We start from the raw sequence: 21,502 nt of genomic DNA on the forward strand, positions 1-21,502 counted from the left end.
GCTTAGCCGTGGGCGCCGAAGTAGTTGGCCACGGCCACGGCCACGCGCAGGTTGAGCGCGTGCGCCCGCTCGATCGGGTCTATGAAGCGGGCACGGATCGCGCCATAATCTTCGCCCTCGTGATCGGGAAAGTCGCTCGGCTCGTCCACGCTGAAATCGGCCACGTGCGGCATCGCCACCGGATAGGCCCGGCGCAGCTGCGCCAGCGCATCGTCCACGCGCAGCGACAGCACCATTTCCAGCACGTCGTCGCGGCTCACGTCGTTGGAACGGGAGAACGGCGGCACCTGCACCGCGCGCAGGAACATGTGCATCAGCAGCGACAGGCGCACGGCCTGCAGCAGGCCGATATTGCGCCGTTCGGCATCGACCACCGGATCGCGCCCCGACGGCATGCCCGGCACCAACGCGAGCAGGCGGTGCAGATTCATCCAGTCCACCCGCAGGCGCGAGGTCAGGCGGCGGAACACGCCCGAACGATCGTCCTTGGTCAGGTATTCGGCCAGGGCCATGCACGCTGCTTCCAGCGCGGTTTCAGTGCCGCGATAGGGCCGGCTGGCCCAATAGGCGGAATTGAACAGCTCGCCATAGGCGGCGACCGTCTTGATCGAGGCCAGGCCATTGGCCGCGCGCAGCAGGCGCACCAGCTGGTTGCCCCGGTCAGACTGGCCCAGGAGTTCGGCAATCGCCTCCATCTCGTCACCAGCCGCCGTGCCCGCGCCGGCGATCACGTTCACCGGATAGCCGATCTGCTGCAGGATGGCGTTGTGCGGGATCGCGCGGATCTGGCGCAGGCTCATCGAGCGGTCAGCCGAAATGTCGGACTGGCGGCGCGAGACGCGGCTGCCCGTGGGCGTCAGCATGCCCAGGCCGAACGCGGTCACCGCGCGGGCATAAGTCGCGCTTTTCAGGTGATCGCGCTGCACGCGGCGGATCGCGCGATAGAAATCGAGGCTGAGATCGGTGCGATCATAGAACGGATCGCGCGATGCCGGCGCCGTGAACGCCACTTCGGCTTCGGCGATGCGGGCCAGCGTGGCCAGCGCCAGTTCGTCGTTGCGGAAGAACAGATAGCCATCGCCGCCTTGGAAACTGGCTTCGGCTTCCAGCGCGATGCCCGCCTTGGCAAAGCGGCGGCGCGCCCAGCGGCTGAGCGGCCAGGTCAGGCGATCGGCAAAGCCGGCGGGATGCGCGCCGCGCCCCATGGATTCGCCGTGGGTGTCAAACACCAGGGCGGCCACATCGGCCAGCCCGTTGTTGGTCATCGCTTCAGCCAGGCGGCCTTGCAGGCGCTCGATCGCAAGCGCGGCCGGCAGCTGGCCGATAAAGCGCCCAGCGTCGGAAAAGCCGGTCTGGATCGACACGCGGCCGCGGCGGCGCACGTAATCGCGATAGGCTTCTTCGGCCAGCAGCGCTTCGAGGAAGCGGCCGCCATGTTCCAGCGCGGTTTCGGTTTCGAACAAGGGCGAAACGTCGACCTTGTCATCGATGCCGAACAGCTTGGCGAAATAGAGCGCAGCCAGCACGGTCTGCGGCTGTTCGCATTCGGCGATCAGCATGCGGATCGGCGCATCGGCATCGATATGATGCAGGATCTGCGCCATCGCCAGGAACTGGCGGATCGCGGTGCTGGTCTCGATCGCCAGCGCGGCAAAGTTGACGCGCAGCGGCTTGACCTCGGCCAGCAGCTCGCGCAGCCGCGAGATCGCGCTCTTGCTGGCGATGTCGAGCGTGCCTTCCGGGTCGATCCGGCGGCGCAAGGCGTTGTGAAGCTGCGAGGAATTGACGCGGAAGTGGATCCACCCCATGCCCAGGCCATCGGCGCGCATGGCGCCGGCCAGGGTGGCCAGGCCCACCGCCAGATCGCCATCTTCGGCCCCGGCCGCATCGGCTTCGAGCGTCTCGATCAGCGGCGTCAGGCTCAGCAGCTTGGCCGGATCGTCGGCCGTCATGCGGTTGGCGGCAGCGGCCAGCGCTTCGGGCGTATCGAGCGGGCGGGAAAACAGCTCCGCCATGTCAGAGGCATGGATCTGCGCCGCATCAAGCGTGGCGATCAGCGCATGATCGGGCGCCAGGCCAGCCAGGCTGGCACGATAGGTGCCCAGGCGCCGCGCCTTTTCGCGCAGGCGGAACGCGATCGAGGTGTGCCAGCCGATGTCGGTGCGGCCATCCATGTCATAGCCGACCCAGGTGGCAAAGCGGAACGGCAGCGGGCGGAAATCGAGCCAGCGGCCCGGCCAGCGCTGGCGGGCGTGCGAGAGCAGCGTGGCGTTGATGCGGTCGCGCGCGCGGCCGGCCCGCTCGATCGCGTTGCACACCTCAAGGTGTTCGAATTCCAGCGTGATCTTGGGGCCGTGGGCCGGCAGCGCGCAGACCGTGGAGGCCAGCGGATCGTCGGCCAGCGCGGCGGTGGCCACGGCATCGGCCTGCGCCGGGTTGAGCAGGAACGTGGGATGGGCGGTGAACACGCCGTGCAGCAGCGGCTTTTCCCAGCGCGCGCGGAACTGGCTGAAGCCATCTTCCTCGTCCAGAAGGGCCGCGATGCGTGACAGGTTTTCCTGCGGATCGGTCGGCGCGACCAGACGGCGCAGCCGGCCGGCGCGGCTTTGCAGGGCCTCGCATTCCAGCTCGGCCACCAGGCCTTCCATGTCGTCGAGCGACAGGGCGCCGGTTTCCAGATCGCGCGACAGATCGTGGCTCAGCTGGAAAACCGGATTGAACAGCGGCGTTTCAGACGTCCGTTCATGCAGCTTGCGCAAACGGTCCCTAAGCTTTGCGACGGTCTTCATCTGCCGTTTCCCCCCTGCTGGCCTTGCTGCGCCATCCGGCTTTCCTGTCGAGCGAACTTTCCTGCCCGCCACCCGCGCCTGGGCCCCTCAGCCCTTCGCGAGGGCCGAGGCCTCGTGCGCCAGGCGCTCGATCTCGGCCTCGTCCGGCGCGCCCTTGGGCACGACCCAGCTGCCACCCACGCACAGCACGCGATCAAACGCCAGCCATTCGGGGGCAGTTGCCGCGCTGATCCCGCCGGTGGGGCAGAAGCGCGCCTGATAGAACGGTGCGGCCAGCGCCTTGAGCGCAGGCAACCCGCCCGAGGTGGACGCCGGGAAGAACTTGAAATGCGTCAGCCCCAGGTCAAGGCCACGCATGATATCGGCGGCGCAGGCCGTGCCGGGCAGGAACGGAATACCCGCATCCACCGCCGCCTGGCCCAAGCGATCGGTGAGGCCGGGCGACACGATAAACTCGGCGCCGGCGTCGATCGCGGCCTTGAGTTCATCGGGATTGGTCACCGTGCCGGCGCCGACGATGGCGCCTTCAACGCTTTTCATCGCCGTAATCGCCTCGAGCGCGGCAGGCGTGCGCAGCGTGACTTCAAGAACGCGCAAGCCGCCGGCGACCAGGGCGCGGGCGACCGGCAGGGCATGGGCCACATCATCGATCACCAGCACCGGAATGACAGGCGCCGTGCGCATGATGGCTTCGATCGGCTTCATGAACTCTCCCCGCATTTGGCAGGAGAAAAGCCTAGCCCCTCAACGCGCAGTTGTGCACCCGCTAACAGACCGGGCGCATAGCTATTTCCTCAAAGTGTGGCAAAAACCGCGCCAGCGGCTTGGCTGCCCCGTGTTTCAGTCACACCGCAGAACTGAACTGGTGCCCGCCGCCGCGATAGGCATCGAACAGCACGGCGATGGAGCGGTGATAGGGCGCGCTGTGTGGTGCCAGGACCAGGCGCTGCCCCTCGATACGTGCCAGGCCGCGGGCCGCGAACGGCGCCAGGCCGTCGCGCGCTTCGTCCAGCAGGTCGGCCGGCAGGTCTACCGCCTCTTGGCACAGCAGCGTCTCGATCACCGCCGCGCGGCGCTGGTCCTGCACCGTCTGGACCACGCCGCGCGTGCCAGCAAGGCGCCCGCTTTCCAGTTGCTGGCGATAGCGCCCGGCATTCTTTTCGTTTTGCACCAGCAGGCCGGGAAAGACCCCGACCGACGAGGCGCCAAGGCCGATCAGCGCGCCGGCGCTATCGTCGGTAAAGCCCTGGAAGTTGCGGCGCAGCGTGCCATTGCGGCGTGCCTTGGCCAGGTCATCATCCGGCAGGGCAAAGTGATCGAACCCGATCGCGTCATAGCCCGCCGCGCGCAGCCGCGCCGATCCTTGCGCGGCCATGGCAAAGCGGGTGCGCTGGCCCGGCAGCGCGGCCACGTCGATCCGCCGCTGGCGCGGCACCACGTGCGGCACATGGGCATAGCCGAACAGCGCAACGCGATCGGGCGCCATGGCAATGGCGGTGTCGAGCGTCTGGTCGAGCACGGCCTCGTCCTGATGGGGCAGACCATACATCAGGTCGAAATTGATCGAATCCACCCCGGCCCCGCGCAGGCCATCCATCGCGCGGGCAATGTCGTCCTGCGGCTGCACGCGGCCGATCGCCGCCTGCACGCGCGGATCGAAAGTCTGCACGCCCAGGCTCGCTTTGATCACGCCGATCCCGGCGATCGCGGTGAACCACTGCGGCATGAGGCTGCGCGGATCGAGTTCAAGCGAGATGACCGGGCGCGCCAGGCGGAAATTGAGCGTGAGCGTATCGATCAGCCGCACGAAATCGGTGGGTGAAATCGCGTTGGGGCTGCCCCCGCCAAAGGCGATCCGCGTGATCCGCGCCTGCGGCCCGATCAGCTGGGCCACCATCTCGATCTCGCGGTGAAGCGCGCCGAGATAGGCGGCAAGGCGCTGGCTGCGGTTGGCAGCACCGGTGTTGCAGCCGCAATACCAGCAGATTTCCTGGCAATAGGGGATATGCAGATAGAGCGAGACCGGCCCACGCAGCAGGCCCAGCGCCCGCGCTTGCGCATCGGCCAGATCGGCGTCGGCAAATTCGGCCGCCGTGGGATAGCTGGTGTAGCGCGGCACCGGCCGCGCCAAGAGTTCGGGATACCAGGTCCAATCATCGAATCGCTCACCCGATTGCGGCGGCATCGCCCCGGCAATCGCGGCAACGGCGGTGTTCATCTGGGCAGCTGGGCCTGCTTCAAGCGACATCGTCATCGTCCTCCTCGCCACAGCAGCTATCGCCCGTGGCGCGCTTGCGCATTGCGCTATGGCAAATCGCGCAACACGGCGCGGTGCCATCGCCCTGCGGCTTGCGCTGCTGGCCCTGGCCGGGAATGCGGATCACCAGGACATGGCCCGCCTCGCCGCAGATCGGCACGGCAAAGGCACTGCCACCGCCCACCTGCGCCAGCGCGGGCGCCGGCAGCACCAGCCGCAGCACCGCCAGCGCGCAGGCCGGCGTGACCAGCCACAGGCGGCCGCGCCGGGTCATGGCTGCCGGTCCGCTTCATCGGCCTCGTCGATCAGGATGCGCGCCGCCGCGCCATCCAGATCGACGAACTGCCCACGCCGCAGGGCCCAGAAAAACGCGCAAAGTCCGATCAGGCCCATGCCCAGCGCGATCGGAATGAGAACCGCGATAGAGGTCATGCCACGTCTCCCCCCACCCAAGACAACCGCAGGGAATTGGCCACGACGATCAGCGAAGAGGTGGACATCGCCACCGCCGCGATCAGTGGCGTAACCAGCCCCGCCATGGCCAGCGGCACGGCAAGGAGGTTGTAGGCAATCGCCAGGGCAAAGTTCTGGCGCACCACCCGCATCGTGGCGCGGGCCATGGCAACGCAGCGCGGCAGTGCCATGAGCGAGGTGCCGGTAAAGACCACGTCTGCGGCCTGGCGCCCCACGTCGCTGGCCGTGCCCGGCGCGATCGAGGCATGGGCCGCCGCCAGCGCCGGGCCATCGTTGAGCCCATCGCCCACCATCAGCACCCGGCGCCCGCCAGCCGTCAGCCGCGCGATCGCGTCATGCTTGTCTTGCGGAGAGGCACTGGCCTGCGCGGTCAATCCGGTTTCCCGCGCCACCTGCGCCACCGCCTGGGCATTGTCGCCCGACAGGATCGAGGCTTCCAGCCCCTGACGCCGCAGGGCCGCCAGCGCGGTAAGGGCATCGGGCCGCAGGCTGTCGGCAAAGCCGATCAGGCGCACGGGATCAGCCCCCAGGGCCAGCGCCGCCGCCATGCCGCCGGCGGGCGAGGATGGCCGGCCCAGCGACACGGCAATGCCCCGCCACAGTGCGGTCACCCCGCGTCCGGGCACTTCCTCCACCTCGCTGAGGGGCGCCGCCTTTACCCCGCGCGCGGCCAAAGCCTCAGCCAGGCCCAGCGACAGCGGATGGCGGCTGTGGCTGGCCAGCGCCAGCGCGACGCCGGCTTCCTGTGGCGTCAGTGCATCGAGTGCGCTGGCGTCGGGCACCGGGCGCCCCAGGGTGAGCGTGCCGGTCTTGTCGATCAGCATGCGATCCACTTCGGCCAGCCGCTCCAGCGCAGAGCCGTCCTTGATCAGCACGCCCCGCTTCATCAGCGCGCCCGCGGCGACCACCTGCGCCACCGGCACCGCCAGCCCCAGCGCGCAGGGGCAGGTGATGATCAGCACGGCAATGGCAATCACCAGCGCCTTGTACAGCCCGGCCCCGGCCAGCATCCAGCCGACAAAGGTCAGCGCCGCAAGGCTGTGCACCGCCGGGGCATAGAGGCGCGAAGCCCGATCGGCGATCCGCACATAGCGCGAGCGTGATTGACCGGCCGTCTCCATCAGGCGGGCGATCTCGGCCAGGGCGGTATCCTCGCCGATCGCGCGCACTTCCACGTCGAGCGGCGCCTCTTCATTCAGCGTGCCGGCCAGCACCAGATCACCCACCTTGGCGGCAACGGCAGCGCTTTCGCCGGTCAGCAGCGAGCGGTCGAGCCGGCTCGCCCCGCGCTGGATCACACCATCGGCAGCCAGCCGCTCTCCGGCGGCCACGCGCATGATCATGCCCGGCGCCAGGTCTGTTGCCGCCAGCCAAGCGGGCGTGCCATCGGCGGCCACCACCATGGCCCCAGGCGCGGCCTGGCGCAGCAGGGCATCCACCCCGGCCCGCGCGCGATCGCGCATCATCGCATCCAGCGCGCGCCCGGCCAGCAGGAACAGCAGCAGCATCAGCGTGCCATCGAACCATGCCTCAGCCCCGTGAGTCACGGTTTCATAGAACGACAGCGCGGTGGCCAGCGTCACGCCGATGGAGATCGGCACATCCATGTTGGTGCGCCCGTGCTTCAAGGCGCCCCATGCCGAGGCAAAGAACGGCCGCCCGGCATAGGCAATCGCCGGCACCCCGATCAGCGCCGAAAGCCAGTGGAACAGATCGCGCGTGGCGCCATCGGCCCCCGACCACACGCTGACCGACAGCAGCATCACGTTCATGCAGGCAAACGCCGCCACGGCCAGCGGTGCCAGCAACGGCCGCACGGCAGAAGGCGCCTGTTCCAGCACGGTGGCGCGCGGCTGCGCGGCAAAGCCGGTGGCCGCCAGCGCCGCCACCAGATCGGGCACGGCCACCCCCGCCACGTGATCGACGCCCACGCTGCGCGCAGTAAGATTGGCACGCGCGGCAACCACGCCGGGCACGGCAGCCAGCGCCCGCTCCACCTTGCCCATGCAGCCGCCGCAATGCATGCCCGGCACCGACAACGCGGTGTGCAGCGATGCCGGTGCCGCCGTATCGGTCGGCGCCAGGGTCTGGGCGGCTCGGGTCATCCCACGTCGCCCATCATGCGCCATGTGGCGCCATGCTGCACGACCTTGAGCTTGATGCGCCAGCGCCCGCCAGGCAGCGCGGCGCGATAATGGCCCGGCGCCGTTTCATTCAGGCTGAGCGCCAGGTCATCACGCAGGCCCAGCGGATGTTCGGCCAGCGCGGTCACCGCCGCCCCGGCAATCGCATGGCCCTGCGCATCGTTCAGCACCACCGCGAGCGCGCCAGTCTCGTCGCGCGCGATGCTGCCGGCAAAGCCCAGTGCCTTTTCGCTGCGTGCCTCGCCCAGCCAGCGGTTGAAGTTCTGGCTGGCGACATAGGAATTTTCCACCACCACCCCGCCGAACGTTGACAGGGCAAGCCGCGCCATGACCACGTTGACGATGATCACCACGCCAAAGAACGTGATCAGGATCGCTGCCATATGGCGGCCAGTAAACGGGCGGGCCACGCGCGTGGCGGGCATGGCATCCTGCGGAAGACGATGCTGGGTCATCGGCTGTGCTCCTTGCTAGTCGGTGTCGCCGGGGGCGGAAAATTCGGTCTTCACGGCATCTTGCGCCGGCTGTTCGCCGGGCCGAGCCTGGGCAGAGAGGCGGAAGGTGAAATGCCGCTCTTGCGCGGCACCGCTGGGCACCACGGCATAGATGCGCAGGCGCTGCGTGGTATCGGCCGGCACGGTGAAGCCCAGCGCGGGCCGCGCCGCGGCTGCGTCCATCTCGTCGCTATAGATCGCGCCTTGCGGCAAGCCATCGAGCGACAGCACGACCCGGCGCGGCCGGTCTTCCATGTTGCGCAGCTTGACGGTGAAGCCATTGCGCACCGAACCGTTGGAAAGCTGGACGAATTCAGGGTTGCGATCGCGCGCGACGGACAGGTCGAGCCGGGTGCGCTGGCCCAGCATGAACAGCAGCGCCAGACCGATCCCACCCCACAGACCCAGATAGACCAGCGTGCGCGGGCGGAAGATCGCGCGGATCAACGGCTTGGCGGCCCCGCCTTGCCGTTCGTGTTCGGCATCATCGAGCGTGCAATAGTCAATGAGGCCCCGCGCGCGGCCGACCTGGCCCATGACCCGGTCGCAGGCATCGATGCACAGGCCGCAGGTGATGCAGCCGATCTGCGCGCCTTCGCGAATGTCGATCCCGGTGGGGCACACCGCCACGCACTGCTTGCAGTCGATGCAGTCGCCCACTGCGCCAGGCAGGCGCTTGGCCTGCTTGAGCGACCCGCGCGGCTCACCACGCCAATCCTTGTAGGTAACGATCAGCGACTTTTCGTCGAGCATGGCCGACTGGATGCGCGGCCAGGGGCACATGTAGACGCACACCTGCTCGCGCATGAATCCGCCCAACCAGAACGTGGTGAACGTGAGCACGGCGACGCAGCCATAGGCGACGCCCGGCGCCGTGCCGGTCCAGAATTCGCGCTGGAGCGTGGGGGCGTCGGCGAAATAGAAAATCCACGCCCCGCCGGTGGCAAAGCTGATGCCCAGGAATATGGCCCACTTGGCCACACGCTTGGTCACCTTGCGCGCCGTCCACGGGGCGCGGTCCAGCGCCAGCTGCGCGTTGCGGTCACCATCGATCAGGCGGTCGACATGCTGGAACAGATCGGTCCACACCGTCTGCGGGCAGGCATAGCCGCACCACGCCCGGCCCACGGCCGATGTGACCAGGAACAGGCCGATGCCCGCCATGATCAGCAGCCCGGCCACGAAATAGAACTCGTGCGGCCAGATTTCGATGCCGAACATGTAGAACCGGCGATGTGCCAGGTCGATCAGCACCGCCTGGTGGGGCGCCCAGGGCCCGCGATCCCAGCGCAGCCACGGCGTGCCCCAATAGACTGCCAGGCAAAACGCCATGACGGCCCATTTGAAGCGCCGGAACCGCCCATCGATCTTGCTCGGGCAAACCGGTTCGCGCCGGGCATAGAGCGATGGTTCGTGGGGTGCCCCACCCCCGCCTTGCGGCGCGGGGGTGGAGGCTACCAGCTTGAGCTTGGGATCAGCGGGCATTGTCTGGGTTACCTTGCTTGGGCAACGGCAGCCGTTGCCGGCGCCTCAGGCGCTGCAGGTGGCGCAGGTGGAAGGGCTTCCCCGCCCCCGCGCGAGTGGACATAGGCGGCCAGCATCTTGATGGTGACCGGGTCCAGCCGCTGCCCCCATGCCGGCATCACGCCCTGGCGGGCATAGGTGACGGTCTGCGTCAGCGTGGCGCGATCGCCACCATAGAGCCAGATCTTGTCATTGAGGCGCGGCGCGCCCACCGTGCGGTTGCCCTCGCCATTGGCGCCGTGGCACACGCTGCAGTTGTCGGCAAAGATCTGGGCACCGCGCGTGGACGAAGCATTGGGCTTGTCCTGCCCGCTGATCACGCGCACGTGGCTGACCACGTCCTGCACCTGGGCGGCGGTCAGGATGCCATCCTTGCCAAATGCGGGCATCTGGCTCACGCGGGTCTGCTCGTCACCGGGATAGCGGATGCCGTGTTCCAGCGTCTGGTGGATCGTGGCGATATCGCCGCCCCACAGCCAGTCGTCATCGTTGAGGTTGGGATAGCCCTTGGAGCCGGCCGCGCCCGCGCCATGGCACTGCACGCAGTTCTGCTTGAACGCGGCAGCCCCGCCCTCGATCGCGGCGCGCAGCAGTTGCGGATTGTCCGCCAGCTTTTCCACCGGCGTCGCCGCAATCGCCGCGCGGGTCTGGGCCCGGGCGGCGTCGGCCGCCTTCAGGTCCTTGTCCAGCGCGCCACGGCTGGTCCAGCCCAGCGTGCCCGCGGTTGCCGCATGGCGGCCGGGGATAGCCGGATAGACCACCACATAGCCGATCGCGAAAACGATCGTGGCGTAAAACGTCCACAGCCACCAGCGCGGCAAGGGCGTGTTGAGTTCTTCGATGCCGTCCCATTCGTGTCCGACGGTTTCAACGCCGGTGGGCTCGTCGATGCGCTTGTCAGCCATCGTGATCCTCCGTGAAGATCGAGTTGGCCGCTTCCCTGCCGGAGGACTTGCCCCCGCGGCGGAACGGCCAGATGCACAGGGCCAGGAAAATCGCGCCCATCACCACCAGCGCCCAGCTGTCGGCAAAATGGCGCAGCGCGTCATACGTGCTCATCGCCCCTTCTCCTTTGCCAGGTCTTCCTGGGCAGCAGGCGCATTCACATCCACCAACGTGCCCAGCATCTGGAGATAGGCGACCAGCGCATCCATCTCCGTCAGCTTGGTGGGATCGCCATCGAAGTCGCGCACCTGGGCCTTGGGCCAGCGCTTCTTGAACTCGGTGGCGTTTTCCGGGTCGGCCTGGGCCTTAAGATCGTCGTTGGCCTTGGCGATCTGGTCCTTCGTATAGGGAACGCCGGTGGTGTAGAGCGTTTGCAGCTCTGCCGTCATGTCGCCCTGGTTGAGCGGGCGCCCGGCCAGGAACTGATAGGTCGGCATGATCGATTCCGGCACGACCGAGCGCGGGTCTTTCAGATGCTGGACATGCCATTCATCCGAATACTTGCCGCCCACGCGGGCCAGGTCCGGCCCGGTGCGCTTCGATCCCCACTGGAACGGGTGATCGTACATCGATTCCGCCGCCAGGCTGTAATGGCCATAGCGTTCGGTCTCGTCGCGGAACGGGCGGATCATCTGGCTATGGCAGACATAGCAGCCCTCGCGCACGTAGATGTCGCGGCCGGCCTGCTCCAGCGGGGTGTAGGGGCGCATCCCCTCCACCTTCTCGATGGTGTTGTCGATCCAGAACAGCGGGGCGATTTCCACGATCCCGCCGATCGTCACCGCGGCAAAGGCAAGGACTGCCAGCAGGGTGACATTGCGCTCCAGCGTCTTGTGACGCTCAACAATGCTGGACATTGTTCGAGTTTCCTTATCTCGCGGGCGGTCAGGCCGGCTGGGCCACGATGGGGCGATCCTTGGCGGGATCGAATGCGGCATCATGCATGGGTGCTTCGGTGCGATACTGGCCCAGGATCGTCTTGGTGATGTTGATCACCATGATCACCCCGCCGCTCAGGTAGAGCAGGCCACCAAAGGCACGCAGGGCATACATCGGGTGCAGCGCGGCCACGGTTTCGGCAAAGCTGTTCACCAGATAGCCGTCAGGCCCATATTCGCGCCACATCAGCCCTTGGGTGATCCCTGCCACCCACATCGAGGCGGCATAGAACACGATGCCCAGCGTGGCGCACCAGAAGTGCCAGTTGACCATGCGCAGCGAATAAAGCCGCTCGCGGTTCCACAGGCGCGGCACCAGGTAATAGAGCGCGCCGAACGTCACCATGCCGTTCCAGCCGAGTGCGCCGGAATGCACGTGGCCGATGGTCCAGTCGGTATAGTGCGAGAGCGAGTTGACGCTCTTCACGCTCATCATCGGGCCTTCGAACGTGCTCATGCCATAGAACGCCAGGCTCATCACCAGCATGCGCATGATCGGATCGGTGCGGATCTTGTCCCACGCGCCGTTGAGCGTCATCAGCCCGTTGATCATGCCGCCCCAGCTCGGCATCCACAGCATGACCGAGAAGACCATGCCCAGCGTCTGCGCCCAATCGGGCAGCGCGGTATAGTGCAGGTGGTGCGGGCCAGCCCAGATATAGAGGAAGATCAGCGCCCAGAAGTGGATGATCGACAGCCGATAGGAATAGACCGGGCGTTCGGCCTGCTTGGGCACGAAGTAATACATCATGCCCAGGAAGCCGGCGGTCAGGAAAAAGCCCACCGCGTTGTGGCCATACCACCACTGCACCAGCGCCCCCTGCACCCCGGCAAAGACCGGGTAGGACCGCGATCCGAACAGGCTGACGGGAATGTTGAGGTTGTTGACGATGTGCAGCATCGCCACGGTCAGGATGAACGAGAGGTAGAACCAATTGGCCACATAGATGTGCGGCTCATGGCGCTTGATGATCGTGCCGACGAAGACCGCCAGATAGGCCACCCAGACGATGGTCAGCCACAGGTCGGTGTACCATTCCGGTTCGGCATATTCCTTGCCCTGGGTAATGCCCAGCAGATAACCGGTCGCCGCGATGACGATGAACAGCTGATAACCCCAGAACACGAAACGGGCGAGGCCGGGGAAGGCCAGCCTCGCCCGGCAGGTGCGCTGCACGACGTAGAACGACGTGGCGATCAGCGCATTGCCTCCGAAAGCGAAAATGACCGCCGAGGTGTGCAGCGGGCGCAGGCGGCCGAAGTTGATCCATTCCAGCCCGAAGTTGAGCTGGGGCCAGGTCAGCTCCAGCGCGATCCACAGGCCGGCGGTAAATCCGGCAACCCCCCAGAAAACCGTGGCGATGACGCCCCAGCGAATTACATCGTCGTCATAGCGGCCCTGATCGGGCATGCGCAGGATACCGCGCACTGCATTGTCGACGCTCTTGCCGCTGATGGTAACCCACAGCGCGATGGCGGCGGCGATCCCAAAGATCGCCATATGAATCGCAAAGCCCTGGTCAACTGCCAGAGCACAGGCAACCACCGCCAGGACAAGCGCGCCAAACCATAGGCCGGCGCGCAACAGAACCTGTTCCATGGACCCTTCCCTTCCATGCCAAACTACAGATTGTGCCCCTGCGCCGATTGCCGGTCTTTCACATTGATACGAGTCAAATAACCTGTGCGGTGAACGAATTGTTGGGAACTTGCGCTTTTTTGCGTTGCGTCAATGTAGCGAATCGCGCTGCCCGCCATTGACGGTGCCACGCCAGAGGGAACGGAGCCTGCGAGGGGCAGGCCGCCTGCAGTGGCGCAGCCTGCAGCGGTGCATGCTGCATCTGACTAGGAAACGCGTGATGAAAAAGGTTCTTGGCAAAGCTCTTGGTGCCGCCGCCCTGGCGCTGGCGTTCGCTTCTCCCGCGCTGGCGGCCGACGAGGCACCGGCCGGCAAGTGGCAGGTCAAGGTGCTGGCCACCTCGGTTCTGGCCGATGGCAAGATCACCGCGGTGCGCAAGGATCTGATCGGCCTGCCCGCCGGCGCGCAGACCGACGCGAGCAACAACAGCTTCACCCCCACGCTGGCGATCGAATACTTCGCCCTGCCCAATGTCTCGGTCGAAACGATCTGCTGCTTTACCGCGCACCACGTCACCGGGGCGGGCTCGCTCGCCGGGGCCGCGCTGGTCGATCACGCGCTGATCCTGCCGGCCACTGTCACGGCTAAGTATCACCTCACCCTGCCCGGCGGCATTAAGCCCTATGTCGGCGCCGGTGGGGCCTGGTTCTTCTATATCGACGAACGCGCCGGGGCGACCGCCCAGACCCTGGGCGCCACGCGCGTAAAGCTCGATAACGATGCTGGTGTTGTGGTCCAGGGCGGCATCGATATTCCGATCACCAAGACCGGTCTTGGTCTCACGCTCGATGCCAAGAAGTATTGGATCAGCACGACCGCGCACTTCTACACCGCCAACGGCACCGAAGCGCTCACCACCCGCCACCGCATGGACCCGTGGGTGCTCAGCGCCGGCGTCGCCTACCGCTTCTAAGCCTTTGCACCGATAGCCCTGCATATCCGTCGTATGCAGGGCCAGCGGGCGGGTCGGTCCAGGGTCTGGGATCCCCTGGCATCGGCCCGCCCGTTTTCATGTGCGCCAACCACGTCCATGGGTGCGCCGCAGCCTTGACAGACGATCGTCTCCGTCACAAAAAATTTCAAACAAATAGAATATGCTAAATCAGGCGGGTGGTCTGGCTGCCGGCCCCTGTGGCCCAATGCGACGGCGCGCCTCCATCGCAAGCAGGAGACGATATACATGGCTGCCAAGGCTAAACGGAAAATCCTCATCGCCCTCGGGCTCATGCTGGCCGGTGAGAGCGGTGGCGTGGAACAGGCTTTGGCGCAGCGCGCACAGGCGATTACCTATGCCGGCAAGCTCGATCGCCGCAATCCCCGCGATGGCGAAATCTATGCCAGCTATCCGATCCAGTTGACTGCGGGCAAGCGCTACGAAATCGGCGTGGATTCCGAGGCGTTCGATCCGGCCATGACGCTGACCGATCCCGATGCCGAGGTGATCGCCGACGATGATGACGGCGGCGAAGGCAACAACGCGCTGCTCGATTTTTCCCCGACGCGCAGCGGCACCTATCGCGTCCGCGTCAAGGCCGTGGACGGCGCCAAGCCCGGCGCGGACTACAAGCTGACCTTGCGCGAGGTGCGCCCCCTGCCCGCCCCGATCAAGGCAAAGCCGCAAAGCACCACAGCGCTGCGCCTGGAAACCTATGGCGGCACGCTGGAAGCGTCTGATGGCGAAATCCGCGGCAAGTACGAGGACGAGTTCATCTTCCACGTCAACAGCGGCCAGACCATGCTGTTCTTCCTGAAGAGCGACGCGATCGACCCGGTGCTGCAGATCTTCGATGCGCAAGGCAAGACGACCGACCAGCCGATCACCCAGGATGATGACAGCGGCGGCGGCAAGAACGCGTTCATTGCATTCACGCCGGATACGGAAGGCGATTATATCGTCCGCGTGACCAGCGCGAACAATGGCGAGACCGGCGCCTATGCGCTGCGCGCTGCGGCCATGCCGGAAAGCTGATCGGCCACGCAAATCACTGGCATGTGGTGGCCGGATCGGCGCAAGGCGCTGTCCGGTTCACCACATCGCCTGCTGATCGTGTGATCGGCGCGGCGGCTGGATCAGCCGGCGAGCGCCACCAGCGAGGCGCGATTGAGAATTTCCACGTCGCGGCGCGCCGGCAGGTCGATCACGCCCTCGTTCTTGAGCTTGGTGAACTGGCGGCTGACGGTCTCGATCGTCAGGCCCAGCACGTCGGCCACCTGCTGGCGCGAGAACGGCAGGGTAAAGCGCTTGGCCGGGCCGCGCGTGATCGGGGTACAGCCGGTTTCGGCCAAGCGATCCGACATTTCCAGCAGGAACGTCGCGATCTTTTCCGGCGCGGTCTTGCGGCCCAGCAGCATCATCCACGACCGCGTGCGATCAAGCTCGGCCAGGGTGCGTTCCAGCAGCTTGTGCTCCAGCTCGGGATGGCTGCGGGCAAAGCGATCGAAATCATTGCGCGAGAACACGCAGACCCGCGCATCGGTCAGCGCCACGACACTGGCCTTGCTCGTCTGACCAAACGGGCGCCCGATGAAGTCGGACGGATAGGCCACGCCCACGATCTGCTCGCGACCATCCTCGGTGCTCGTCGTCAGCTTGAGCACGCCATCGATCACATTGGCGACCAGCAGCGAATCGTCGTCTTCCCAGATCAACGGCTCCCCAGCAGACACGCTGCGGCGGCGCCCAATGGCATTGAGCGCGACAATCTCCTGATTGTCGAGTCCGGCACAGATGGCCCGGTTGCGGACGACGCAGGTTTCGCAAGAAGACATGGCCGTGCAATTACCATCTTGCGCGCGCCAAGACAATGACAAGACACGGCCTTATTAGACCAAAGTGTGATAAGGCCACCCCAACGAAAAGGGGGGCGGCAAGCAAGGCATGCCGCCCGAGTTGGGGAGAAATCACGCGAAACGAACAGGCTGTCCGGGTTGGAAAGACCTGTTCCCTTCGGCGATTTCCGGTCTAGGCCGATCGCGTGGGGTCCGCTTTGATCCGCGTCAACCACGCCACAATTAGCGCTGAAATGGCGCAAATTGGTGGCCGTGCGCGGGCAATCACACGCCCTGGGCGATCTCTACCGCATCGTGATACTGGCCACGGAAAAACAGCAGCGGCGTTCCCCCGGCCCGCGCATCCAGCGCCTCAACCGCGCCGACCACCAGCCAGTGATCGCCGATATCGTCCACCCGCTCGATGCGGCAGTCGATCCAGGCGAGCGCATTGTCGAGCAGCGGCTGCCCGGACGGCGTATGGCCATGGGCCAGTTCGGCAAACTTGTCGTCGGCGCGGGCGGCAAAGCGGCGGCACAGGTCCAGCTGGTCGGCGCCCAGCACATTGACGCAAAACCGCCCGGTCGCGGCAATCCGCGGCCAGGAACTCGATCGCTTGTCAGGGAAGAAGCCCACCAGCGGCGGATCAAGCGAAATCGAGGTGAACGAACCGACCACCAGGCCCGTGCGCACGCCCGCCTCGTCGACCGAGGTGATCACGCAAACGCCGGTGGGGTAGGCGCCCAGAACGGTGCGGAAATGCTTGGGATCGATCATGGGGTCCTCGCCTGGGTCAAAGTTATCGCTGCGCTGCGTCAATCGCCGATCCGGGCAACTTCCTCAAGCACCCTGTCGGCCCATTCAGGCCGACAGATCAAAACATCGGGCAGCCAGGTATCGGCGTTGTTGTAGACCAGCGGCGCGCCGTCGATGCGCGAGACATGCAGGCCAGCGCCGGCCGCCACGGCCACGGGCGCGCAGTTGTCCCATTCATACTGACCGCCCGAATGCAGATAGATTTCCGCCTGGCCGCGCACCACGGCCATGGCTTTGGCCCCGGCGCTGCCCATCGGCAGCAGTTCGCCGCCAATCGCACGGGCCACTTCCACCGCTTCATGCGCGGGGCGCGACCGGCTGACCAGCAGCCGCGGCACGGCGGCCATGGCGGGCATCACGCCCACCCCGCCGCTGTCGAGCACGAGGTCCTCTCCCGGCAACGCCACCGCGCCCAGCACGGCCTTGCCATCGATCGCCAGGCCCACGTGCACCGCCCAGTCGGCGCGGCCTTCGCCATATTCGCGCGTGCCGTCCAGCGGATCGATGATCCACACGCGGCTTTTGCCCAGGCGCGCCGGCGTGTCGGCCGTTTCCTCGCTCAGCACGCCATCGTCGGGACGGTGCTGCGCGATCTGCGCCATGAGAAAGGCATTGGCCCGCGCATCGCCTTCACAGCCCAGCGCCTTGCCCTCGTGCGTGCCGGCGGCGCGCAAATCCATGAGGATGCGCCCCGCCTCAGCGGCCAGATGCCGCGCCAGCGCCAGATCGTCCATTCGCCTTCCCCCCTGCGATCCGGTCAGATCACCGGCATCCACGCGCCGATCACCCGCTCCACGATCCGCTCGGCGGCGTCTTCGGGGCTTTCGCGCGTGGTGTCCACCCGGATTTCGGGATTTTCGGGCCGCTCATAGGGGCTGTCGATCCCGGTGAAGTTCTTGAGCTGTCCGCTGCGCGCCTTTTTATACAGGCCCTTCACGTCGCGCTTTTCCGCCTCTTCCAGCGGGGTGTCGATGAACACCTCGATGAACTCGCCCGCCGGCAGCAGGCTGCGCACCAGCTCACGCTCGGCGCGGAACGGGCTGATGAAGGCGGTCAGCACGATCAGGCCGGCATCGGTCATGAGCTTGGCCACTTCGCCCACGCGGCGGATGTTCTCGATGCGGTCTGCGTCGGTAAAGCCCAGGTCCTTGTTCAGGCCATGGCGCACATTGTCGCCATCCAGCAGGAACGTGTGCTTGCCCAGGGCATGCAGCTTCTTTTCCACCAGGTTGGCGATGGTCGATTTGCCCGAGCCGGACAGCCCAGTGAACCACAGCACCGCCGGCTCCTGCATCTTGAGCGCGGCATGCGCCTTGCGCGTCACGTCCAGCGCCTGCCAGTGCACGTTCTGGGCGCGGCGCAGGCTGAAATTGAGCATGCCGGCGCCAACCGTGGCGTTGGTGATCTTGTCGATCAGGATGAACCCGCCCAGCGTGCGGCTTTGCGCATAGGGTTCGAACACCAGCGCCTTGTCAGTCACCACCTCGGCCACGCCAATCGCGTTGAGTTCCAGCGTCTTGGCCGCCAGGCGCTCCATCGTGTTGACGTTGACGACATATTCGGGCGCCCGCACCGTGGCCGAAACGGTCTGCGTCCCCAGCTTGAGCCAATAGGCACGGCCGGGCGTCAAGGCTTCATCAGCCATCCACACCAGCGTCGCTTCGAACTGGTCGGCCGCCTCGGGCGGATTGTCGGCCAGGGCGATCACGTCCCCGCGCGAGCAGTCGATTTCATCGGCCAGCGTCAGGGTCACGGCTTGGCCGGCCTGGGCCTGGTCCAGATCGCCTTCCAGCGTGACGATCCGCGCCACGGTGCTGGTCTTGCCCGAAGGCAACACGCGCACGCTATCGCCCGGCTTGACGCTGCCGCTGGAAATCAGGCCGGAAAAGCCCCGGAAATCCAGGTTCGGGCGGTTGACCCATTGCACCGGCATGCGGAACGGGCGGGCCAGATCGTCGGCCCCGCGCACCGGAACGGTTTCCAGGTGGGCAATCAGCGAAGGCCCGGTGTACCACGGCGTATTGGCCGAAGGCGCCGTCACGTTGTCGCCGGCAAAGCCCGAGATCGGCAGCGCGGTGAACGTCTCGATGCCGATGCTGCTGGCAAAGGCGCGATACTCGGCCACGATCTCGTCAAACCGGGCCTGGCTGTAATCGACCAGGTCCATCTTGTTGACCGCCAGCACGATGTTGCGGATGCCCAGGAGGTGGCAGAGGTAGGAATGGCGCCGGGTCTGCACCAGCACGCCCTTGCGCGCATCGATCAGGATCACCGCCAGGTCTGCGGTAGAGGCGCCGGTCACCATGTTGCGGGTATATTGTTCGTGCCCGGGGCAATCGGCGACGATGAACTTGCGCTTTTCGGTGTTGAAGAAGCGATAGGCCACGTCGATCGTGATGCCCTGCTCCCGCTCTGCCGCAAGCCCATCGACCAGCAGCGCGAAATCGATCGCCTGGCCTTGAGTGCCCACCTTCTTGCTGTCGTTTTCCAGCGCCGCCAGCTGATCTTCAAAGATCATCTTGGAATCATAGAGCAGCCGCCCGATCAGCGTGGACTTGCCATCGTCCACCGACCCGCAGGTGATGAAGCGCAGCATGGTCTTGTGCTGATGGGTATCGAGATAGGCGTCGATATCCTGCGCGATCAGGGCATCGGTGACGTAAACCGGATCGGTCATCAGAAATACCCCTGCTGCTTCTTCACTTCCATGCCGGCGCCGCCAGCATCCTTGTCGATCACGCGGCCCTGGCGCTCGCTGGTGGTGGTCAGCAGGGTTTCCTGGATCACTTCGGGCAACGTCGCCGCGCTGCTTTCCACCGCGCCGGTCAGCGGGAAACAGCCCAGGGTGCGGAAGCGGATGGAGCGCTCGACGATCTCGGGCCGATAGCCCAGCACCTTTTCCAGGCGCGGGATATCATCGGCCATGAACAGCTGCCCGTCCCACTCATAGGTCGGGCGCACCGCGGCAAAATAGAGCGGCACGATCGGCACGTCGTTCAAGTGAATGTATTGCCAGATGTCCAGCTCGGTCCAGTTGCTGATCGGAAAGACGCGGATGCTCTCGCCCTTGTTTTTGCGGGCGTTATAGAGATTCCACAGCTCGGGCCGCTGGTTCTTGGGGTCCCAGCCATGGCTGGCGGTGCGGAACGAAAAGATGCGCTCCTTGGCGCGGCTCTTTTCCTCATCGCGCCGGGCGCCGCCAAACGCCGCGTCAAAGCCATAGAGGTCCAGCGCCTGCTTGAGGCCCTCGGTCTTCCACATATCGGTGTGGAGCGCGCCGTGATCGAACGGATTGATGCCGCGCGCCTGCGCTTCCGGGTTCTGATAGACCAGCAGGTCCATCCCGCTTTCGCGCGCCATGCGATCGCGCAGAGCATACATGTCCTGGAATTTCCAGGTGGTGTCCACATGCAGCAGCGGAAACGGCGGCGGCGCGGGATAGAACGCCTTGCGCGCCAGGTGCAGCATCACCGCGCTATCCTTGCCCACCGAATAGAGCATGACCGGCGCCTGCGCCTCGGCCACGACTTCGCGCATGATGTGGATCGCCTCGGCTTCAAGGCGCTGGAGATGGGTGAGCGATGGGCTGGTCATGGCGCCGCCTTTGGCACAGGCCGCGCCTGGAATGACAGGGCGAATTGGTTAAGCGCCCCCAAGCCAAACTTTGGTCACAAACGCATTGCGCAGAATCGAATGCCTCCCCTCCCGCAAGCGGGAGGGGCCTGGGGAGGGCACGTTGGCACACACACCCTATCCAAACGTCAGTCGAAATAGGCGATGCAACGCACCTCGATACTGCTGCGAACGCGCGGATCGGGCAGGCTGGTATCGTGGAAGGCGGTGTGCGGGCAGCGCCAGGTCACGCTTTCATCGCTGTCGTTGAACTTGAACAGCAGCACGTCATCGGCCGCCATGTTGGCAAAATACCACCAGCGATGCGCGGGCGAATAGCGGAAGATGGTGGCCGCGATCATGTCTTCCTCGCCCGCCACCGGCGCAGTCAGCGCGTCGCCTTGGGGAAATTCGTCCACCACGAACAGGGTGTTGGATGCGGTTTCCGCCTCACCCACGCTGCGCCCGTCGCACACCGCCAGCGGCCAATCCTGCGGCCCTGGGGAAAACGTGCGCCACAGCGAAAAGCAGATCGCGCGGGAATAGCCGCCCTGATCGGCAAAGCGCTGGTCGTGCATGCGCCGGGCCGCGCGCCGCGCCGTGGGCCGATTGTAGTCCACGTGCGCTTCGCCCGCAGGCGGCTGGATGCCGCCATTGTGCTGATAATTGGCAACCTTTTCCCGCGCGCGGGCAGAAAGATCGGCCGAGGTGCGGATCATCCAGCCTTGCGCGGCCACGCGATTGGCCCCGCACAGCTGCGCCACCAGTGCTTCCACTTCAGCAAGGTACAGCGCGTCAACCATCGCGGCATCGTGAAAGTCGTTCACCGCCGAACGGTGCTGGCCCAGCATGAAACCATGGGTATCGAGCGCGAAGTGATCGCGCAGCGGCATGCCATCGCGCACCACCACGGCGTGATCGGTGTAAGTGCCAGTGTTGATCTCGGCCCCCTGGCTGACATAGCGGCGGGTGACGAAATCCCCCTCCCCCAGATAGCGGATCATCGCCGGCGCCTGGCGCGCCGTTTCCTCGATCGGGTCGAACACATCGGGGCGGGCATGCAACGCGGCATCCATGGCAGATCCTCTCGCACCGCAGGGC

20 protein-coding genes are annotated in these 21,502 nt (G+C 66.0%); 2 read left to right on the top strand and 18 right to left on the bottom strand.

Going from position 1 to position 21,502, the window contains the following annotated elements; genetic code table 11:
• Positions 1-2: 2 nt before the first annotated feature.
• The 12 genes from C8K14_RS10845 to ccoN all read right to left on the bottom strand — a co-directional run bounded on the left by C8K14_RS10845 (position 3) and on the right by ccoN (position 13,165).
• Positions 3-2,789, bottom strand: a complete 2,787-nt coding sequence (locus C8K14_RS10845) for a phosphoenolpyruvate carboxylase (protein WP_107716662.1) — start codon at positions 2,787-2,789, stop codon at positions 3-5.
• A gap of 87 nt (positions 2,790-2,876) precedes the next feature.
• The gene (eda, locus tag C8K14_RS10850) at positions 2,877-3,494 is read right to left on the bottom strand and encodes a bifunctional 4-hydroxy-2-oxoglutarate aldolase/2-dehydro-3-deoxy-phosphogluconate aldolase (protein ID WP_022674609.1); all 618 of its coding nucleotides are present in this window, start codon (positions 3,492-3,494) and stop codon (positions 2,877-2,879) included.
• 139 nt (positions 3,495-3,633) lie between these two features.
• The gene (hemN, locus tag C8K14_RS10855; RefSeq protein ID WP_107716707.1) at positions 3,634-4,974 is read right to left on the bottom strand and encodes an oxygen-independent coproporphyrinogen III oxidase; all 1,341 of its coding nucleotides are present in this window, start codon (positions 4,972-4,974) and stop codon (positions 3,634-3,636) included.
• A 52-nt stretch (positions 4,975-5,026) separates the two neighbouring features.
• Complete coding sequence (locus C8K14_RS10860; RefSeq protein WP_107716663.1) at positions 5,027-5,320, bottom strand: hypothetical protein; 294 nt, start codon at positions 5,318-5,320, stop codon at positions 5,027-5,029.
• On the bottom strand, positions 5,317-5,478 hold the full coding sequence (gene ccoS / locus C8K14_RS10865; RefSeq protein WP_062785522.1) for a cbb3-type cytochrome oxidase assembly protein CcoS: 162 nt from the start codon (positions 5,476-5,478) through the stop codon (positions 5,317-5,319). Before ccoS ends, C8K14_RS10860 begins: the two co-directional genes overlap by 4 nt.
• Positions 5,475-7,625, bottom strand: a complete 2,151-nt coding sequence (locus C8K14_RS10870) for a heavy metal translocating P-type ATPase (RefSeq protein WP_107716664.1) — start codon at positions 7,623-7,625, stop codon at positions 5,475-5,477. Before C8K14_RS10870 ends, ccoS begins: the two co-directional genes overlap by 4 nt.
• Entirely contained in the window at positions 7,622-8,119 is a 498-nt protein-coding gene (locus C8K14_RS10875; protein WP_233251032.1) for a FixH family protein, read from the bottom strand. The genes C8K14_RS10870 and C8K14_RS10875 overlap by 4 nt, the downstream gene beginning before the upstream one ends.
• A gap of 15 nt (positions 8,120-8,134) precedes the next feature.
• Positions 8,135-9,643: a cytochrome c oxidase accessory protein CcoG gene (gene ccoG / locus C8K14_RS10880; RefSeq protein WP_107716665.1), complete on the bottom strand. Its 1,509-nt coding sequence runs from the start codon at positions 9,641-9,643 to the stop codon at positions 8,135-8,137.
• An 8-nt stretch (positions 9,644-9,651) separates the two neighbouring features.
• Positions 9,652-10,587, bottom strand: coding sequence for a cytochrome-c oxidase, cbb3-type subunit III (gene ccoP, locus C8K14_RS10885; RefSeq protein WP_022676397.1), 936 nt, complete (start codon positions 10,585-10,587; stop codon positions 9,652-9,654).
• On the bottom strand, positions 10,580-10,741 hold the full coding sequence (locus C8K14_RS10890; RefSeq protein ID WP_022676398.1) for a CcoQ/FixQ family Cbb3-type cytochrome c oxidase assembly chaperone: 162 nt from the start codon (positions 10,739-10,741) through the stop codon (positions 10,580-10,582). Before C8K14_RS10890 ends, ccoP begins: the two co-directional genes overlap by 8 nt.
• The gene (gene ccoO, locus C8K14_RS10895) at positions 10,738-11,484 is read right to left on the bottom strand and encodes a cytochrome-c oxidase, cbb3-type subunit II (protein WP_022676399.1); all 747 of its coding nucleotides are present in this window, start codon (positions 11,482-11,484) and stop codon (positions 10,738-10,740) included. The genes C8K14_RS10890 and ccoO overlap by 4 nt, the downstream gene beginning before the upstream one ends.
• A gap of 28 nt (positions 11,485-11,512) precedes the next feature.
• Positions 11,513-13,165: a cytochrome-c oxidase, cbb3-type subunit I gene (gene ccoN, locus C8K14_RS10900; RefSeq protein WP_107716666.1), complete on the bottom strand. Its 1,653-nt coding sequence runs from the start codon at positions 13,163-13,165 to the stop codon at positions 11,513-11,515.
• A 259-nt stretch (positions 13,166-13,424) separates the two neighbouring features.
• On the opposite strand from ccoN, the gene C8K14_RS10905 reads away from it, so the two are divergent.
• Together C8K14_RS10905 and C8K14_RS10910 are read left to right on the top strand one after the other, a co-directional pair.
• Positions 13,425-14,117, top strand: coding sequence for an OmpW family protein (locus tag C8K14_RS10905; RefSeq protein WP_054130475.1), 693 nt, complete (start codon positions 13,425-13,427; stop codon positions 14,115-14,117).
• A gap of 267 nt (positions 14,118-14,384) precedes the next feature.
• Positions 14,385-15,173 (top strand): PPC domain-containing protein, encoded by a 789-nt coding sequence (locus C8K14_RS10910; protein ID WP_082209120.1) that lies wholly within the window; start codon positions 14,385-14,387, stop codon positions 15,171-15,173.
• 101 nt (positions 15,174-15,274) lie between these two features.
• Here the strand turns inward: C8K14_RS10910 and C8K14_RS10915 are convergent, their stop codons facing one another.
• The 6 genes from C8K14_RS10915 to C8K14_RS10940 form a co-directional block, all read right to left on the bottom strand.
• Positions 15,275-15,973, bottom strand: a complete 699-nt coding sequence (locus C8K14_RS10915; RefSeq protein ID WP_022676403.1) for a Crp/Fnr family transcriptional regulator — start codon at positions 15,971-15,973, stop codon at positions 15,275-15,277.
• A 285-nt stretch (positions 15,974-16,258) separates the two neighbouring features.
• Positions 16,259-16,750 (bottom strand): flavin reductase family protein, encoded by a 492-nt coding sequence (locus C8K14_RS10920; RefSeq protein ID WP_022676404.1) that lies wholly within the window; start codon positions 16,748-16,750, stop codon positions 16,259-16,261.
• Between the two features lie 38 nt (positions 16,751-16,788).
• A complete protein-coding gene (locus C8K14_RS10925; protein ID WP_107716667.1) occupies positions 16,789-17,523 on the bottom strand; it encodes a 3'(2'),5'-bisphosphate nucleotidase CysQ in 735 nt (244 codons plus the stop codon).
• Between the two features lie 23 nt (positions 17,524-17,546).
• Positions 17,547-19,466, bottom strand: coding sequence for a sulfate adenylyltransferase subunit CysN (gene cysN, locus C8K14_RS10930; RefSeq protein ID WP_107716668.1), 1,920 nt, complete (start codon positions 19,464-19,466; stop codon positions 17,547-17,549).
• The gene (gene cysD / locus C8K14_RS10935; RefSeq protein ID WP_022676407.1) at positions 19,466-20,383 is read right to left on the bottom strand and encodes a sulfate adenylyltransferase subunit CysD; all 918 of its coding nucleotides are present in this window, start codon (positions 20,381-20,383) and stop codon (positions 19,466-19,468) included. Before cysD ends, cysN begins: the two co-directional genes overlap by 1 nt.
• Positions 20,384-20,550: 167 nt before the next feature.
• On the bottom strand, positions 20,551-21,477 hold the full coding sequence (locus C8K14_RS10940) for a CmcJ/NvfI family oxidoreductase (protein WP_107716669.1): 927 nt from the start codon (positions 21,475-21,477) through the stop codon (positions 20,551-20,553).
• Between the last annotated feature and the right edge of the window lie 25 nt (positions 21,478-21,502).

The sequence above is a fragment of the Novosphingobium sp. GV079 genome (genome assembly GCF_003058045.1).
Lineage (GTDB): Bacteria > Pseudomonadota > Alphaproteobacteria > Sphingomonadales > Sphingomonadaceae > Novosphingobium > Novosphingobium capsulatum.